Source organism: Nocardia camponoti, from assembly GCF_014646135.1.
Taxonomy (GTDB): domain Bacteria; phylum Actinomycetota; class Actinomycetes; order Mycobacteriales; family Mycobacteriaceae; genus Nocardia; species Nocardia camponoti.
Map to the genome: position 1 here is coordinate 54,174 of NZ_BMMW01000004.1, position 16,207 is coordinate 70,380.

General features: G+C 64.0%; 17 protein-coding genes, 1 tRNA gene and 1 pseudogene. 9 read left to right on the forward strand and 10 right to left on the reverse strand.

Annotation, left to right across the window (positions count from 1 at the left end):
- Positions 1-62 precede the first annotated feature (62 nt).
- Positions 63-746, forward strand: a complete 684-nt coding sequence (locus IEX78_RS18760) for a nitroreductase (protein ID WP_188830339.1) — start codon at positions 63-65, stop codon at positions 744-746.
- Here the strand turns inward: IEX78_RS18760 and IEX78_RS18765 are convergent.
- From IEX78_RS18765 to aceE, 7 genes are all read right to left on the reverse strand, one after another.
- The gene (locus IEX78_RS18765; protein ID WP_188830340.1) at positions 743-1,186 is read right to left on the reverse strand and encodes a winged helix-turn-helix transcriptional regulator; all 444 of its coding nucleotides are present in this window, start codon (positions 1,184-1,186) and stop codon (positions 743-745) included. The two genes, IEX78_RS18760 and IEX78_RS18765, sit on opposite strands and share 4 nt — an antisense overlap.
- A gap of 68 nt (positions 1,187-1,254) precedes the next feature.
- The gene (locus IEX78_RS18770) at positions 1,255-2,700 is read right to left on the reverse strand and encodes an acyl-CoA carboxylase subunit beta (RefSeq protein WP_188830341.1); all 1,446 of its coding nucleotides are present in this window, start codon (positions 2,698-2,700) and stop codon (positions 1,255-1,257) included.
- 137 nt (positions 2,701-2,837) lie between these two features.
- Positions 2,838-4,094, reverse strand: a complete 1,257-nt coding sequence (locus IEX78_RS18775; RefSeq protein WP_188830342.1) for a KasA/KasB family beta-ketoacyl-ACP synthase — start codon at positions 4,092-4,094, stop codon at positions 2,838-2,840.
- 9 nt (positions 4,095-4,103) lie between these two features.
- Positions 4,104-4,403: a meromycolate extension acyl carrier protein AcpM gene (acpM, locus tag IEX78_RS18780; protein WP_188830343.1), complete on the reverse strand. Its 300-nt coding sequence runs from the start codon at positions 4,401-4,403 to the stop codon at positions 4,104-4,106.
- 82 nt (positions 4,404-4,485) lie between these two features.
- Entirely contained in the window at positions 4,486-5,409 is a 924-nt protein-coding gene (locus tag IEX78_RS18785; RefSeq protein WP_188830344.1) for an ACP S-malonyltransferase, read from the reverse strand.
- 127 nt (positions 5,410-5,536) lie between these two features.
- Entirely contained in the window at positions 5,537-6,838 is a 1,302-nt protein-coding gene (locus IEX78_RS18790; RefSeq protein WP_188830741.1) for a PucR family transcriptional regulator, read from the reverse strand.
- A gap of 44 nt (positions 6,839-6,882) precedes the next feature.
- Complete coding sequence (aceE, locus tag IEX78_RS18795; RefSeq protein ID WP_188830345.1) at positions 6,883-9,768, reverse strand: pyruvate dehydrogenase (acetyl-transferring), homodimeric type; 2,886 nt, start codon at positions 9,766-9,768, stop codon at positions 6,883-6,885.
- Positions 9,769-9,955: 187 nt separating this feature from the next.
- Here aceE and IEX78_RS18800 point away from each other — a divergent pair, with 187 nt between their 5' ends.
- From IEX78_RS18800 to IEX78_RS18815, 4 genes are all read left to right on the forward strand, one after another.
- Positions 9,956-10,507 carry an Rv2240c family protein gene (locus IEX78_RS18800; protein ID WP_188830346.1) on the forward strand — a complete coding sequence of 184 codons (552 nt, stop codon included), beginning with the start codon at positions 9,956-9,958 and terminating at the stop codon, positions 10,505-10,507.
- A 117-nt stretch (positions 10,508-10,624) separates the two neighbouring features.
- Entirely contained in the window at positions 10,625-11,047 is a 423-nt protein-coding gene (locus IEX78_RS18805) for a DUF3052 domain-containing protein (RefSeq protein ID WP_188830347.1), read from the forward strand.
- Between the two features lie 79 nt (positions 11,048-11,126).
- Complete coding sequence (locus tag IEX78_RS18810) at positions 11,127-11,591, forward strand: peroxiredoxin (RefSeq protein WP_188830348.1); 465 nt, start codon at positions 11,127-11,129, stop codon at positions 11,589-11,591.
- Between the two features lie 33 nt (positions 11,592-11,624).
- Positions 11,625-11,696 (forward strand) — tRNA-Val (locus tag IEX78_RS18815).
- A gap of 126 nt (positions 11,697-11,822) precedes the next feature.
- Here IEX78_RS18815 and IEX78_RS18820 read toward each other — a convergent pair.
- The gene (locus IEX78_RS18820; RefSeq protein WP_188830349.1) at positions 11,823-13,097 is read right to left on the reverse strand and encodes a class I SAM-dependent methyltransferase; all 1,275 of its coding nucleotides are present in this window, start codon (positions 13,095-13,097) and stop codon (positions 11,823-11,825) included.
- Positions 13,098-13,191: 94 nt separating this feature from the next.
- Between IEX78_RS18820 and IEX78_RS18825 the strand changes: the two genes are divergently transcribed.
- The 4 genes from IEX78_RS18825 to IEX78_RS18840 all read left to right on the forward strand — a co-directional run bounded on the left by IEX78_RS18825 (position 13,192) and on the right by IEX78_RS18840 (position 14,805).
- On the forward strand, positions 13,192-13,599 hold the full coding sequence (locus IEX78_RS18825) for a DUF6924 domain-containing protein (protein WP_188830350.1): 408 nt from the start codon (positions 13,192-13,194) through the stop codon (positions 13,597-13,599).
- A 5-nt stretch (positions 13,600-13,604) separates the two neighbouring features.
- On the forward strand, positions 13,605-13,904 hold the full coding sequence (locus IEX78_RS18830) for a hypothetical protein (RefSeq protein WP_188830351.1): 300 nt from the start codon (positions 13,605-13,607) through the stop codon (positions 13,902-13,904).
- Positions 13,901-14,203 (forward strand): hypothetical protein, encoded by a 303-nt coding sequence (locus IEX78_RS18835; protein WP_188830352.1) that lies wholly within the window; start codon positions 13,901-13,903, stop codon positions 14,201-14,203. The genes IEX78_RS18830 and IEX78_RS18835 overlap by 4 nt, the downstream gene beginning before the upstream one ends.
- 209 nt (positions 14,204-14,412) lie before the next feature.
- The gene (locus tag IEX78_RS18840; protein WP_188830783.1) at positions 14,413-14,805 is read left to right on the forward strand and encodes a hypothetical protein; all 393 of its coding nucleotides are present in this window, start codon (positions 14,413-14,415) and stop codon (positions 14,803-14,805) included.
- Here the strand turns inward: IEX78_RS18840 and IEX78_RS18845 are convergent.
- Together IEX78_RS18845 and aztD are read right to left on the reverse strand one after the other, a co-directional pair.
- Positions 14,802-14,900: pseudogene (locus tag IEX78_RS18845) on the reverse strand (type ISP restriction/modification enzyme); the annotation flags it as partial. The gene IEX78_RS18840 and the pseudogene IEX78_RS18845 sit on opposite strands and share 4 nt — an antisense overlap.
- Positions 14,901-15,036: 136 nt before the next feature.
- Positions 15,037-16,197 carry a zinc metallochaperone AztD gene (aztD, locus tag IEX78_RS18850; protein WP_373291620.1) on the reverse strand — a complete coding sequence of 387 codons (1,161 nt, stop codon included), beginning with the start codon at positions 16,195-16,197 and terminating at the stop codon, positions 15,037-15,039.
- Positions 16,198-16,207: the final 10 nt, after the last annotated feature.

Sequence of the window (16,207 nt, forward strand, 5' to 3'; positions counted from 1 at the left end):
TGGTGGCGGTCCGCCAATACTGCTAATGTGGTCTCAAAATGAGACTAGGTTAGGGAGCCGCCATGGCACCGCTCGATGATTTCGCCACCCTGCGCCGCCTCGCCGACGAACGCTGGACGTGTCGGCAATTCCTGCCCGACCAGGTCGACGACGCAACCATCGAGCAACTACTCAGCCTCGGCCAACGCACCCCGTCGTGGTGCAACACCCAGCCGTGGCAGGTGGTCGTCACCTCGGGCGCTGGCACCGACCGGTTCCGCAAAGAACTGCTCACCCACATCCAATCTGCTTCGCAGGCACCAGATTTCGACTTCCCCGCGAAGTACGAAGGCATCTACCGCGACCGTCGACGCGAGTGCGGCTTCCAGCTCTACGACAGCGTCGGCATCGTCAAGGGCGACCACGAGAAGACCCTGCGGCAAATGATCCGCAACTTCGAACTTTTCGACGCCCCGCACGTCGCGATCGTGACCTCGGAGGCCGACCTCGGCGTCTACGGTGCCGTCGACACCGGCCTCTGGCTACAAAGCTTCCTCCTCGGCGCGCAAGCGCTCGGCCTCGGCGCGGCCCCACAGGCGGCACTCGCGTCCTACTCCCCCTTCATCCACGAGTACTTCGCCATCCCCGACAACCGCAAGGTGGTCTTCGGCGTCTCCTTCGGCTACCCCGACCCGGAAAGCCCGATCAACACCTTCCGCACCTCGCGCGCCCCACTCGACGACCAGGTCACCTGGTACCGCGACTAACCACCTAACCCGGGCCCAGGCGACACCGCGATATCGCGCGCGGTGACGTCCTTCCCGCACACATCGCAGGTCAGGTGTACATGCGCCTCACCGCCACAGTCGCGATGCTCGTACCGCACCGGCGGACCGTCGGGTGCCATGTACGCGTCGCCCCAATCGCGAATCGCCATCAGAATCGGGTAGATGGCGTGCCCTTTTTCGGTGAGCCGGTACTCCTCGTACCCGCCTGCCGGGTGCTTGCTGAGAATCTCATGCTCAACGAGTCGATCGAGCCGCTCCGCTAGCCGACTGCGCGAAATCCCAAGGGCGTCATGGAATCCCATGAACCGTCGCACCCCGGCAAACGAGTACTTGAGGATGAGCAGCGTCCAGCGATCACCAAAGATCGCGAGCGGCCGCGTGATCGAACACGGAACGTCCCCAATCTCGTCATAACGCATGTGGCCATTATGCGCGCAACACGAAAAGGCCCCGCTGAGTTCCAGCGGGGCCTCTCCACAAACAATCCTTACAGCGGGATGTTCTTGTGGTGGCTCTTGCGAGCCGGTGCCGACGCCAACGCGGCGGCGATGATGCTGCGCGTCTTCGCCGGGTCGATCACCTCGTCGACAACACCAATCGCGACAGCGCGCTCAACGCCACCGGCGATCTTCTCGTGCTCAAGGGTGAGCTGCTCGTGCAGTGCTTCGCGCTCAGCTTCGGGCGCTGCGGCCAGCTTCTTCTTGTGCAGAATGCCAACCGCGGCCTTCGCGCCCATGACCGCGACCTCGGAACCGGGCCACGCGTACACGGCCGTCGCACCGAGCGAGCGGGCGTTCATCGCGATGTACGCGCCACCGTAAATCTTGCGGGTGACCAGCGTGACGCGCGGAACGCGAGCTTCGGCGAAGGCGTGCAGCAGCTTCGCGCCACGTCGCACGACGCCTTCCAGTTCCTGACCAACGCCAGGCAGGTAGCCGGGCACGTCGGTGACGACGATCAGCGGGATGCCGAACGCGTCGCACAGGCGAACGAACCGCGACGCCTTCTCCGCGCTTTCGGAGTTGAGGCAACCGCCGAGGCGAAGCGGGTTGTTGGCGAGCACGCCGACGGTGCGACCACCGAGGCGACCAAGGCCAACGACCATGCTGCGCGCGTAGCCGCCCTGGAGCTCTTCGAACGTGGATTCGGTTGCGCCATCAGGAGATTCGACGTTGTCGAGCAGCTCGTGGATGATCGGCTTCACGTCGTAAGCACGCTTGGCCGACTCGGGGAGCATCGCCTTGAGGTCGATGTCGCCGTGCTCAGCGGCAGCCTGGTCGAATTCGCCCTGCTCGGCGAACATCGAAACGAGGCGACGGGCGCGGTGCAGCGCGTCGGGCTCGTCGTCGGCGGCGATGTGGCACACGCCCGACTTCTTGTAATGCGTTGTTGGCCCACCGAGGGTTTCCATGTCGACGTTCTCGCCGGTCACGCTGCGAACAACGTCGGGACCGGTCACGAAAACGCGACCCTCAGGCGCCATGATGACGATGTCGGTGAGCGCGGGACCGTAGGCGGCACCACCGGCGGCGAAACCGAGGACAACCGAGATCTGGGGAACCAGGCCCGAAGCGCGAACCATCGCCTCGAAAACCAGGCCAACGGCGTGCAGCGCCTCAACACCTTCGGCGAGACGCGCGCCACCGGAATGCCACAGGCCGACTACCGGAATGCCGGAATCGATGGCGGTGTCGATCGCGTCGACAATGTGCTTGCAGCCCTCGACGCCCATCGCGCCGCCCATGACAGTGGCGTCAGAGCAGTAGGCGACAGTGCGAACACCGTCGACCTCGCCGATGGCGGCGAGAACACCGGACTTATCCCGCGGGTGTAGCGGCAGGACAGTGCCGGGATCGAAGAATCGTTGGAGCCGACCGAGCGGGTCACGCGGATCGGTCGTCGTGTCTTGAAACGCGGGAGCAATGATGGTCATCGCGTTTACTCCTACCTTCGCAGAATGTGTGGCCGCTGTTGTCGCGGCTGCGTATGGCGAACCACGGGCGGGGTCGAACCATGTAGTTGGCGCGACCCCCGCACCGAGGATCGAGATGCACCTACGGGCGGAGCGGGTTATGCCCGACCGAAGGCGAGCGCGACATTGTGCCCACCAAAACCGAAGGAGTTGTTGATCGCGTACTCGATTTCCTGGCGACGGGCCTCCCCGTGCACCACATCGAGGTCGATCGCCGGATCCTGGTTTTCCAGGTTCAGGGTTGGCGGCACGATTCCGTCACGGATGGAAAGCACCGTGAGGATCGACTCAAGGGCGCCAACAGCGCCGATCGAGTGACCGAGCGCCGACTTCGGCGCATACACCGAAGCGTGGGTGCCGATCGCCTTGTGGATCGCGTTGCACTCGGCGGTATCGCCGACGGGCGTCGCGGTCGCGTGGGCGTTGATGTGGGTGATGTCGGACTTGGTGAGTCCAGCGGTCTGCATCGCCCGCTGCATCGCCCGCGCCGCACCGGTGCCCTCAGGGTCGGGTGCCACGAGGTGGAAGCCATCCGACGTGATGCCGGCGCCGAGGAGGCGAGCGTGGATGGTCGCCCCGCGAGCCTTGGCGTGCTCTTCGGTCTCAATGACCATGAGCGCGCCCGCTTCACCGAAGACGAAGCCGTCGCGATCCTTATCGAAGGGACGCGAAGCACCCTTCGGATCGTCGTTGCGAGTGCTCATCGCGCGCATCATGGAGAACGCCGCGATCGGCACCGAGTCGATGAAGCCCTCGACGCCACCGGTGACGACGATGTCGGCGTCACCCATCACGATCATCCGCCACGCGTTGGCGATGGCCTCCGAACCCGACGAGCACGCCGAGACCGGAGTGACCACTCCCGCCCTGGCCTTGAGTTCGAGCCCGACGACAGCCGACGGACCGTTCGGCATGACCATCTGAACAGCCAGCGGCGAGATCTTGCGGTAGCCACCGTTCTTCAGCTTGTCGACCGAGTCGATCAGGGCGTCGCCACCACCGAGACCGGTACCAATCGCGACGCCGAGGCGTTCGGGATCGACTTCCGGGCTGCCCGCGTTGCGCCAAACCTCACGACCGAGGACGGTCGCGAGACGCTCGACATACGCCATGCGGCGGATTTCGACGCGGCTCAGCAGGGTGTCGGGGCTGACCTTCAGGTGACCGCCGATACGCACCGGCAGGTCATATTCCTCGATGAAGGAATCCTCGAGAACGTCGATTCCGCTCTCACCGTTGAGGAGTCCCTTCCACGTCGCGTCGACGTCACCGGCGATCGACGTCGTTGCCGCCATCGAGGTGACGACAACGTTGGGGAAGTTCCCGTTCAAAGTACTGGGAGCAGGAGTGGTCAAAGTTCAGCCCTACTCGGAGTCGAACTTGGCCTTGAGCTCAGCGGCGAGCTCACCGTTCTCGGCCTCAAGCTTCTGGACGTAAGCGACACCGTCGCCGACGGTCTTCAGGCTGGCGAGATCCTCGTCGGGGATCTTCACGCCGAACTTGTCTTCGAGCTGCACGGCGATTTCGACCATCGACAGCGAGTCGATGTCCAGGTCCTCGACGAAGGACTTCTCCAGCGTGACCTCGGAGGGCTCGATACCGGTCACCTCTTCAACGATCTTGCCAAGTTCTTCGACGATCTGTTCCTGGGTCAGAGCGGCCACTTTGGTGGCTCCCTTCTTGTAGCTACGTGATGGGGTGGGATGGAAGTCATTCACCTCGTCGTGAATGACCGCCGGGGGAAAGCTAGTTGGTGCCCGCGGTCACAGCCAACCCGGGCAGGGCGGCGAGGTCGTCGGGGGTCTTGAGCGCCAGGTTCGGCGTGCCCTTGAGCTCGCGCTTGGCGATCCCGACGAGGGTGCCAGCGGGCGGCAATTCGACAACAGCCGAAACACCAGCGGCGCGAACGGTTTCGGTGCACAGGTCCCAGCGAACTGGGCGCGTGACCTGGGCCGCGAGCTTGGCGATCGCGTCGGCACCCGAGGTGACGGGCTGACCATCGAAGTTCGACAGCAGCGTCCGAATCGGGTCGCTCGGCGAGATCTGGGCGATGGCCTCGGCGACAGCTTCCTGTGCCGGGGCCATGAAGTTGGTGTGGAACGCACCGGCGACGGGCAATGCGCGGACCCGTGCCTTCTCCGGCGGGTTCGCGGCGAGCTCCGCCAGAGCATCCAGTGCGCCCGCCGCCACGATCTGGCCTACCGCGTTGCGGTTGGCCGGGACGAGATCGAGTTCGGCGAGCCGAGCGAGCACGGCGTCTTCATCGCCGCCGAGCACCGCGGACATTCCGGTGGGAGTAAGCGCGCAAGCCCTTGCCATCTCCCGGCCACGAATGGCAGCCAAGCTCACCGCTTCATCGGCGGTGATAACGCCTGCCACCGCGGCCGCGGCGAATTCGCCGACCGAGTGCCCGGCGACGACTGTATCCGCCGGGAACGCTTCCGGGGCGATTTCGGCGAAGGCCAACAGCGCCGCGGCAACAACGAGCGGCTGAGTGACGGCCGTGTCGACGATTTCCTCCGCCGTGGCGGTGGTGCCGAGACGGGCGAGGTCGAGGCCCGCGGCCTTCGACCACAGCTCGATGCGGTCAGCGGCGCCGGGAAGAGCGAGCCACGGCGCGAGCATGCCTGGTGTCTGGGACCCCTGTCCAGGGGTGAACAACGCGATCACCCCCTAAGAAAACACTGTGACGCGGGCCGCATGAGATGTCGGCGCGAATGAACCTTAGGGTGAGCTTTTGTAGGGGTCCCACAAAATCCGTGGTGGGAAGTCCGGATCGACCGAATCTTCAATCTCGTTACAGTGACTCTTCACGAATTGTTACAGATGCGACATCTGCGACAGATGGGGACGATTCGTTACTGGTTCGTGTCAAACGCCCCACTGTGGCTGCGATGCGCAGCACATATGCGTCCCGAGGATTCATCGGGTCACGCCCGGTAATCTCGCCGATTCGTTTCAGACGGTACCGAACGGTATTTGGATGGACGTACAGCTGGCGCGCACAAGTCTCTACCGCGCCGCCACAATCTAAGTAGGCATCGAGTGTGTCGGATAACGAAGATCCCGCCGATGCCAACGGGAGCACAAGATACTCGTTTAGCGCGTCTATCGCAGCTCTATCGCCTAACAGGGCCCGTTCTGGTAACAGCTCGCCCGCGTGAACGGGCCTTGGCGCGCCTCGCCAGCCAACAACGGCTTCCATTCCGGCAAGCGCCTCGATAGCGCTGGCGTGCGCGGCGCTGAGCGTACGCATGGTTGGGCCGATGACAACGGGACCGTCGCCGAAGACGTCAGCGAGCAGGTCGGTGAGGAACGGCGTTCCCATCCCCGACTCGCCAAGGTGCCCACTAACGACCATGACAAGGCGCGCACCTTGCACCACCGCGAGCGCCGCCCGACCGTGCCGCGACGCGATCGTGTGCACCGCGCCAACCGTCGACACACCCTGGTCGGCAGGCGGCGTACCAACAAGCACCGTTGCGGGCGCGGTGGCGTCCCAGTTGAGCGTGGCGGCCCGCGAAAGCATGTCGGGACCGGTGTCGCCGCGCACGACCGCGTCGACCACCAGGGCCTCAAGACGCGTATCCCACGCACCACGCGACTCGGCCGCGCTCGCGTAAACCGAGGCGGCGGCGAAACCGAGCTCACGCCCGTATCGCAACACCGCCTCAGTCAACGCGACAAGCTGCCGGTCATTGCGAGCAAGGGCGGGCAGCCACTGTTCGAAGAAGTCCATGGCGACGCGCACCATGTCGACGGTCTGGCGCAGCGTGAGCCGCCGCGCCAGATCCTGCGGAATCACCTGGAACGCGTCAAGACTGAATCGAATATCCGATTCTGGATCTTGCAGCCACTCAAGGAAATTCACCACCGCCGTCTGCACCAACATCTGGACGCCCGCACGCTGCGCGGCGTCCAGATCGGCGAAGAACGGCAACCGGTCCTGCATTGACCCGACCGCCTCGGTCGATAGCCGCCCAGAGAACTGCTTCACCCGCCGCAGCAACGTGTCGGGCAGCGGATCACGAGTCTGCCGATTGGGCGTGAGCGCCCCGGTCGGCAGGTAAACCTCGTGCTCGCTTGTGCCCTCGGAGATGCGGCGCGGCCGCGGCGGCTTACGTTCCACAGTTCAATAGTCCGCTACGCGAGTTCCTCGGGTGCGTCCGCGTCGGGCTTCGGCGCGGCGGCGACGCTGTCGATGCCGTATTTACGTGCGGCTTCGACGACCTTCATGTGATCGAAGGTTCCCTCTTTCGCGAGCCCGGACAGCACAGCGACCACGATCGACTGGGCGTCGATATTGAAAACGCGACGGCCAGCCGGGCGGGTGTCGGAGAAGCCGAACCCGTCGGTGCCGAGCGTGATGTAGTCGCCGGGCACCCATTGACGGATCTGGTCGGAGACAGCGCGCATCCAGTCGGTCGCGGCGACAACCGGTCCGCGCGCCTCGGCGAGCGCCTCGGTGACATACGGTGTGCCGTGGTCGACCTCGGGGTGTTTGATCGCGTTGATCTCGCGAACAACCGCGTCGCGCCGCAGCTCACCGAACGACGTCACCGACCACACATCCGCGCTCACACCCCACTCGTTCGCGAGGAGTTCCTGGGCTTCAAGCCCGATCGGCACCGTGACACCAGAGACCAGAATCTGGGCTTTGATGTCGCCCGCGCCGCCTTCGCGGTAGCGGTAGATGCCCTTCAGCAGCCCTTCGACATCGAGGTTCTCCGGCTCGGGCGGCTGCACATACGGCTCGTTGTAGAGGGTGATGTAGTAGTAAACGTCCTCGCCACCGAAGTTGCCGATCGGCTTGGGTTGCGTGCCTGGCATCGGCGACGGCGTCTCGGGGCCGCCGCCGAACATGCGCCGCAGTCCGTCACGCATGATGTGCGCGATTTCAAACGAGAACGCCGGGTCATAGGTCACAACCGCCGGGTTGGTCGACGCGAGCAGCAGCGACTGACCGTCGTTGTGCTGCAGGCCTTCTCCGGTCAGCGTGGTGCGACCGGCCGTCGCGCCGAGCACGAAACCGCGCGCGAGCTGGTCGGCGGCGGCCCAGAAGCTGTCGCCGGTGCGTTGGAAACCGAACATCGAATAGAAGATGTAGAGCGGAATCATCGGCTCGCCGTGCGTGGCGTACGACGTGCCAGCGGCGGTGAAGCACGCCGTCGAACCGGCTTCGTTGATGCCCTCGTGCATGATCTGACCGGCCGAACTCTCCTTGTAGGCGAGCATCAGATCGGCGTCGACGGACGTGTAGAGCTGCCCGTTGCGGTTGTAGATCTTGAGCGTCGGGAACCACGAATCCATGCCGAACGTGCGGGCCTCGTCGGGGATGATCGGCACGATGCGCTTGCCGATCTCAGGGTCGCGCAACAGTTCCTTGACCAGACGAACCAACGCCATCGTAGTCGCGACCTGCTGCTTGCCCGACCCCTTGCGCACCGACCGATACGCCTCGTCGCCAGGCAACTTCAACGGCTTGGCAGGCGAGCGACGCTCAGGCACGAAGCCGCCCAACGACTTTCGCCGATCAAGCGCGTACTGGATCACCGGGTTGTTCATGCCGGGGTGGTAGTACGGCGGCAAGTACGGGTCTTTTTCCAGCTCGGCGTCGCTGATGGGGATGCGCTGCAGGTCGCGGAAGTCCTTAAGGTCTTGCAGCGCAAGCTTTTTCATCTGATGCGTTGCGTTGCGACCTTCGAAGTGCTTGCCGAGGGTGTAGCCCTTGATCGTTTTGGCGATGATCACCGTGGGCTGACCCTTGTGCGCCATCGCCGCCGAATAGGCCGCGTACACCTTGCGATAGTCGTGGCCGCCGCGCTTGAGGTTCCAGATGTCGCTGTCAGACATGTTGGCAACCAACGCTTTTGTGCGCGGATCGCGACCGAAGAAGTGGTCACGCACGTACGCGCCGTCGTTGGCTTTGTAGGTCTGGTAGTCGCCGTCGGGGGTGGTGTTCATCAGATTCACCAGGGCACCGTCGCGGTCGGCGCTCAGCAGCGCGTCCCACTCGCGACCCCACACCACCTTGATCACGTTCCAGCCGGCGCCACGGAAGAACGACTCAAGTTCCTGAATGATCTTGCCGTTACCGCGAACTGGGCCGTCGAGGCGCTGCAGGTTGGCGTTGATCACCCAGGTGAGGTTGTCGAGCGCTTCGTTGGCGGCGACCTGAATCAGGCCGCGCGACTCGGGTTCGTCCATCTCGCCGTCGCCGAGGAAGGCCCAAACATGTTGGTTCGACGTGTCTTTGATGCCGCGATCGTGCAGGTAGTGGTTGAACCGCGCCTGATAGATCGAGTTCATCGGGCCGAGACCCATTGAGACAGTGGGGAATTCCCAGAAGTCGGTGAAGGTGCGCGGGTGCGGATACGACGGCAGGCCCTTGCCGAAACCGCCGTGGCTGTATTCCTGCCGGAATCCGTCGAGGCGTTCGGCGCTGATGCGGCCTTCGAGGAACGCGCGTGCGTAAATACCCGGCGACGCGTGGCCCTGGATATACACCTGGTCGCCGCCGCCGGGGGCGTCCTTGCCGCGGAAGAAGTGGTTGAAGCCAACCTCATACAGCGCCGCCGACGACGCGTAGGTCGAGATGTGGCCGCCAACGCCGATGCCGGGTCGTTGCGCGCGATGCACCATGATCGCGGCGTTCCAGCGAATCCAGGCGCGGAAGCGGCGCTCGGTTTCCTCGTCGCCGGGGAACCACGGCTCGTTTTCGGTGGGGATGGTGTTGACGTAGTCGGTTGAGGTGAGCGCCGGAATCGACACTCGTCGTTCGCCAGCGCGCTCAAGCAACCGCAGCATGAGATAGCGCGCGCGACCGGGACCTTCCCGATCGAGCATGTCGTCGAAGGATTCAAGCCATTCGCCGGTTTCCTCCGGGTCGATGTCGGGCAAATACGATGCCACCCCGTCCCGGATCACTCGCACGCGATCGCCAGTCGGTTTAGCTGGCGAGGCTGCGGCGGCTCCGGTGGAGGAGTCGGCGGAATTCTCGGAAGCGTCAGAGTGGATCAGGTGGGTCAAATCTGCTCCTCGTACTTGGGGGCGTGGCCGCTGATGGCTTGCCACGGTCCCCGGGCCTGCCCGCTTGGTGTGCGGGCCACCCGTCGCTAATGGTTCGGGCGCATCCCCATCCTTACCGATAGGCTCGTCCGGGTCATCACGTCGACGGGGATACCAACCAGTTTCTTTTTTGAAGGGATCGCGCAGGATGAGGCAGCAGCAACGGCTGGGACTACTGTGCGCGACCACCGCCGCAGCGGCCGCCGTGGTCATCGCGGGCTGCGGCGCGCAGGTCACCGGCACACCGACCACTGACGCAGCCGATGTCGCCGCCTACAAAACCACCGCCGCTGCCGCGTCGTCGGCCGCCGCCGCGTCCAAAGCTGCCGCCGCGCGCACCCAAGCGATCAAAGACAATTGCGGCCAATTCGCGACAACGACCAGCGCGGGCGTCAAGGCCTACAACGACTTCATCACCGCCCACGACACCAACGCCCCCGACTACGCGGCCAAGCGCGACGGCGCGGCCACCACCCTCGACAACGCGGCGCTGAAAGTGGAGACCGGCGTCGTCTCCGCCGTTGGCGCGCTGCCGACCGAGCTGGCAGAAAAATTCACGGCCTATGTGACCGCCGCACGCGACCTCGCCGCCGAGACCAAGAAAATGACCTACAGCTCGCCCGTTGCCAAGCTCAACGAGGCGAGCCGACGCATCAACGGCGCTCGAACAGCCGTCCACGACGCGTGCCAAGCGAACTAATTTTCGCCCTCCGACACGCGGCAGACCGTCCCAATTCGTCCGATCAGCTTGCGCTACGGGCCGTAGGCGTGTTCGCTAGCACCTATCTATTGTCGGCAGTTTAGGGAGGACACCACCGTGGTCGCCGCGGCGGACGCGCAGAACTACGCTCAGAAGCTTGGCATTTCTCACGGCTTGGTCGTTCAGGAATTGGGCTGGGATACAGACACCGACGACGACTTGCGCGCCGAAATAGAGGAGGTGAGCGGCGGCGAGATGGTCGATGAGGACTCCGACGAGGTCGTTGACGCTGTCCTGCTCTGGTGGCGCGAAGGCGATGGCGATTTGGCCGACGAACTGATGGACGCCATCAGTCCGCTTTCGGACGAGGGATTCATCTGGGTGCTCACCCCCAAGACTGGTCAATCCGGACACGTGGACCCGAGCGAGATCGCCGAAGCCGCCCCCACGGCTGGGCTTACTCAAACGTCAACTATCAGCCTCGGTAGCTGGACCGGCTCACGCCTCGTTCAGCCCAAGGCTCCGACTAAACAGCGCTGACGTCGCGCCTAATTTGGTCCGCTAAGGTCTCAGCCGAACGGTTGTCGTTCGGCTGAGACCCAACGGGAGGATCCACCCCATGCCGCTCGCGGTTGGCACGCTCGCGCCCGAGTTCACCCTCAAAGACCAGAACAACCAACCGGTCTCCCTGTCGGATTATCGGGGCCGCAAGAACGTCCTGCTGGTGTTCTACCCGCTGGCGTTCACCGGCATTTGCCAAGGCGAGTTGTGCAAGGTGCGCGACGAACTGCCTAAGTTCCAAAACGACAACGCCGAGATCCTTGCTATCTCGGTCGGCCCGCCCCCCACGCACAAGATCTGGGCGGCCGAACAGGGCTACCTCTTCCCGTTGTTGTCGGACTTTTGGCCGCATGGTGCGGTCACGCAGGCCTACGACGTTTTCAACGAGAAAAGCGGCTACCCGAACCGTGGAACGTACGTGATCGACAAGTCGGGTTACATCACTTTCGCCGAAATGAACGGCCCCGGAGAGCCCCGTGACCAGGCGCTTTGGGAGAAAGCGTTGGCCGCGCTAGATTCATAGTCGCAACCCGGGCTTTGATGCCCTGTTTGCACGGGGCGTATAGCTCAGCGGTAGAGCACTGGTTTTACACACCAGCGGTCGTAGGTTCGATCCCTACTGCGCCCACTTTGAAAGCACCGGAGTATCCCGACACCCGCAGGCTCAAAACCTCCGCAGTGGCCCGAAAGTGTCCCAAGCGGAATAGCCCGCGGCGATTACGGGAAATCAGCACGGCCCCTTAGCCCGATACCTTCACCCCCAATTGCGACGGGTTGCTGGCATTCCTGAGTTGCCCTGCGCTGTCGGCACTACGCCGAGGACCTGGTGGATTCCTAACCCTCCGTCTTCAAACCCCAGTGCCGAAGCCGCCATGTACAGCCGCCAGATGCGGGCGCGGCCCTCGCCGACGAGCGAAACCGCTTGATCCCAAGCACTTTCCAGATTGGCGACCCAGTGGCGCAGCGTTAACGCGTAGTGCTCGCGCAGCGCCTCGACGTCGCGCACCTCAAACCCGGCGCGCTGCATCGCCAACGCGACCTCACCCACATCGATGAGCTCCCCGTCAGGGAAGACATAGCGCCCGATGAACGAACGGCTGCCCATCGTGGATCCGCCGGGGGATGAGATCGCGTGGTTGAGCAGACGGCCTTCGGGGCCAAGCAGTGCGCGCAGGGTGTCGAAGTACTCCGCAGCGCGTTTGCTGCCGACGTGTTCGAACATGCCGATCGAAGAGATGGCGTCGAACTGTTCGCCCTGCAAGTCGCGGTAGTCCGACAGCCGGATCTCAATATTCGCGCTGAGCCCGGCGTCGTTGACTCGCTCGCGCGCGAGATCGGCTTGCTCGCGACTGATCGTGACGCCGACGACTTGCGCGCCATAAACTGACGCCGCGTGCATGGCCATCGACCCCCAGCCACACCCAACGTCGAGCAGACGCATACCGGGCCGGTCGGCCAGGCCTAACTTGCGGCAGATCAGCTCATGCTTGGCACCCTGGGCATCGCCGAGTGTGCTGTCTTGGTCGACAAACCGCGCGCACGAGTAGGTCATGCTCGGTCCGAGAACCAGCCGGTAGAAGTCGTTGCCCACGTCGTAGTGATGGCTGATCGCCGCCGCATCCCGACGCTTGGTGTGCACCGGTCCGCGACGGGGCCGCGCTTCTTCGGGTGGCGGCTTCGGACGCGTAGTGAGCGCGCCGAGTCGGCGAGCCACGTCCACGGCCTGCCAGGTAGCGCCGAGCCCTAGGTGCGCGTCGTCCGAGGCCGTCAACTGCAGCGACCGCAGCATCGTGAAGATGTCGCCATCCAATTCCACATTCCCACTGACGTAGGCGCGCGCGAGCCCGAGTTCCCCTGGCGCCCAGACCATGTGGCTCACCGCGTCCCGCGACCGCACCCGCATCGTGCCCGCATTCCCGGATTCGATGGAGCTTCCGTCCCAGAACTCGAACCGCACCGCAGGCTTGGCACCCAACGCCGCCCGCACCAACGGTTCGAACGCCGCCGCGACGGTGCTTTCGTTTCCCATCCGACAACTATGTCCCGCGACCTAGGTCGCGAACCGCAACGACGCGGTGTCGCCATCAGACGTCACCAACCCCACGACGACTAGTCTGCCCCGCATGGCGAAATCCATCCCAGACGGCGAATCCATCCTCCTGCGCACCGATTTCAGCGACGACGCGGCGTGGGCCGAACTCCTCACCGCAGTTCAGAATTCGTATTTGGCGGATTCAGCCACGGGCCTCACGCCGGTCGACGACCGCGCGTTCGACGGTGTCACGCTCGACGATTTGCCAGCGCTGGTCGGCGACCGCACCTACCTCTTCCTAGCCGACGCGACCACGATGACCGAGCCCGAACACCCGATCCTTGCCGTCGACACCACCGACGACGATTTCGAAACGTTCCGCCTAGCGCCAAGCGCGATGGGAGCGGTCGAGGTGAACCTCTGGCTCGCCAACATGGATTTCGCCGACTTCGCCGAGAGCGTGGACGAAGACGGCATCTATCGCGGCTTCGGCGAGTAGGACGTATGAGGCAACGAGAAAACGTTCACCCGAGCGGCCCAGCGTTTTGGCAGTCTGCCACCATCGCCCTCGCGCTAAGTGCCTGCGCGGCAGCCGCGATCTTCGGGTTTGTGATTGGGCTTGCTGATGGGAGCGCGTCGTTGCACGAGGCGTCCCCGAACCACGTGTTCGCCATCGTTGCCGTCATCTTGGCCGTGATCGCGGCAGGGTTGGCGTGGCGGAGGACGCCGACGACGGTCGGGGCCGCAGTTGGTGTGTTCACCGCAGGAGTACTTGTCGCCTTCGTCTGCGTGGCGAACGCGTGACCCGCCCCTTCCGCTATGTGCGCGACGACTGGTTCGGGCCAGCGTCGTTTATTGCCGCCACCGTGGGCCTGCTGTGCATTGCGCTTCCCTACACAAAGGTGGTGCCGCACGGTTCGGGCTGGCTTGTTGCCACGCCGCTCGTGGCAGGAGCCGCCTTGCTCGCAATGAGCGGGCTGAGCATCGCGCCACGAATTCGCCTGCGGCGCACAGGGATCGGCCTCCTCGCCGCGTTCGCGGCCTTCATCCTGGCCATCCCGTGCTTCCTCGCCGGCCTCGCACTCTCCACAATTTTTCGATAGCCGCGACGATGAAGGGAAAATTGTCTACAATTTCAGCGGGGTGAATACGAATGATGCTATCCAGGTCGGTTGTGACCGTTCTGGCAATTATTTTTCTGGTCGGCTGCGCATCAAGTGCCGAATCTCCACGCGTGCATAGTGACCTCACCGCCGTACAGGCACAACAAACAATTCGCGGCTATATGACAGACGTGTTGAGGTCACTCCCGGTGGGTGCGGCCCTCTCAAAGACACCAGACAATCCTGGTCTTGCGGTCAAGAACCATGTGAAGCCACTCCCGAATCCGTGTTGGGACGGCAACGAGAAGTCGAGCGGCCCTAGATATTTAAGAGTCGGGTACTGGATCACCGGACTGCCGGTCGGCCGCGTCAGCGAGGAGTTCCTAGCCATCCAGGAGGCGTGGAAGCGCAATGGCTGGCAGGTCGATTCGTCGATACCCTCGGTGTCGAAGGCTGCGTTGCCCGACGGGTACGGCCTGCAGCTCCAAGATGCAGGTAAGGGCGACGGCTCACTGAGCCTGACTGGATTCTCCCCCTGCGTGCCGGAATCGACGATCGCCGAACTGCAGCCCGACCCAACGACTATCGAACGGCCGTCGTAGGTCGGGTCGTCGTGCTCGTCGCACCAGTCGTTGGGGTCGTTGACGATGCCCGAAGCCTTATCGACTTTGACCTGGTACCGATCAATAATCCACGCTTCGCCTCGCCATTCCGTGCTTCCTCGCCGGCCTCGCACTTTCCACAATTTTTCGGTGACTACCCACGTCGCCGACAACAGCCGCCGAAACCCAGAGTCGGTCCCGCGATCGCGGAACCGACTCATCAAACTGGGCTCAGTGCGCGCTAACGCCGCTGATCTCGTTCGGTGCGGCAGCGAGAGTGGCTGTGGCCGTGACCTTTCCGGCAGCTAAGTCGACGCGATGCACCTTCTTGGCGGCCGGGTCGGTCACGTAAGCGACCCCGCCACGCACGAACAGTGCCGGGCGCGCTTCCTGCCAGTTGAGAGGCTCCTGCCAAGGACCGAGCACATCGATGGTGCGAACTTGCTCGCCCGCGACCGGGTCGATCACGTGGATCTTGCCGTCGGTGCCGAGCACGAGCGCCTCACCCTGCGGACCGCGACCCAGCGAACGGAAGGTGTAACTGGTACCGATGTCGACTAGGCGAAGGGTGCCGTCGGTGGTGTTAACCAGCGAAATCTGCTGCGGCCGTTCGAGTTCCGCATCCTTGTCCTGCTTGTAGTCGCCGAGCACGATCGGCGAAACCTCGCTACCGGACATATTGCCGATCCGGCCGTAGGGGTTTGGGCTCTTCACCTTGGTGATCTTGCCGTCGCGATAGATGACAGCGCCGGTCTGACAACCGACTACCACCGCTTCGCCCTGTGCTGCGGCTTCGCCGTGAACTCCCGGACAGTCCTCGTTGCGGGTGATCTCCTTGCGGTTGGGGTCAAGGACAGCGAGTCCGACCCGCGCGTCGGCGGTGCCGAGCGTGATCAGCATGTTCCCGTTGCTCAGTTCGAGGGCGACACCGTGGTGCGCGGTGGGCGCCTTGTACACCTCCGAGGATTTCCCCCCATCGATCTTGTCGCTGTCGATGACGGTGACCTCGCCGGTGCCGTCGGCAAAGAGCACCGTCTTGCCCGCGTGACGCACTACGTGGCCGGGCTTGCTGGCGGCGTACTCGGTTCCGGTGAATTTAGCGGCGTAGGCGTCGAATACCCGGAAGCCGTCCTTGGTCGACACCATCACGTGGTCGTCGTCACCGGCGGGGTTGAGTCGGTTGAACCCTTCGAGTTTCACCTCACCTTCCTGGGCGAGGGTGGCACCGTCGAGCACGTAGATGCCGCCGTCATAGGTGAGCGCGACGGGTTCAGCGCCCGGCGTGTGCTCGTGCTTGTGTTCGGAATCGGCTGTGCCGCAAGCGCTTAGCGCGAGCACCGAAGCGATCGCCCCGGACATGGCCACCATCGTGGTGGTCCGTGACCTATTCATGTGTTGCTCC

What these genes read in the sequence shown, in the direction of transcription:
- IEX78_RS18760 (WP_188830339.1), top strand. Translation starts at nt 63, where the DNA reads ATGGCACCGCTCGATGATTTCGCCACCCTGCGCCGCCTCGCCGACGAA.
- IEX78_RS18765 (WP_188830340.1), bottom strand. Translation starts at nt 1,186, where the DNA reads ATGCGTTATGACGAGATTGGGGACGTTCCGTGTTCGATCACGCGGCCG.
- IEX78_RS18770 (WP_188830341.1), bottom strand. Translation starts at nt 2,700, where the DNA reads ATGACCATCATTGCTCCCGCGTTTCAAGACACGACGACCGATCCGCGT.
- IEX78_RS18800 (WP_188830346.1), top strand. Translation starts at nt 9,956, where the DNA reads ATGAGGCAGCAGCAACGGCTGGGACTACTGTGCGCGACCACCGCCGCA.
- IEX78_RS18810 (WP_188830348.1), top strand. Translation starts at nt 11,127, where the DNA reads ATGCCGCTCGCGGTTGGCACGCTCGCGCCCGAGTTCACCCTCAAAGAC.
- IEX78_RS18820 (WP_188830349.1), bottom strand. Translation starts at nt 13,097, where the DNA reads ATGGGAAACGAAAGCACCGTCGCGGCGGCGTTCGAACCGTTGGTGCGG.
- IEX78_RS18825 (WP_188830350.1), top strand. Translation starts at nt 13,192, where the DNA reads ATGGCGAAATCCATCCCAGACGGCGAATCCATCCTCCTGCGCACCGAT.
- IEX78_RS18830 (WP_188830351.1), top strand. Translation starts at nt 13,605, where the DNA reads ATGAGGCAACGAGAAAACGTTCACCCGAGCGGCCCAGCGTTTTGGCAG.
- aztD (WP_373291620.1), bottom strand. Translation starts at nt 16,197, where the DNA reads ATGAATAGGTCACGGACCACCACGATGGTGGCCATGTCCGGGGCGATC.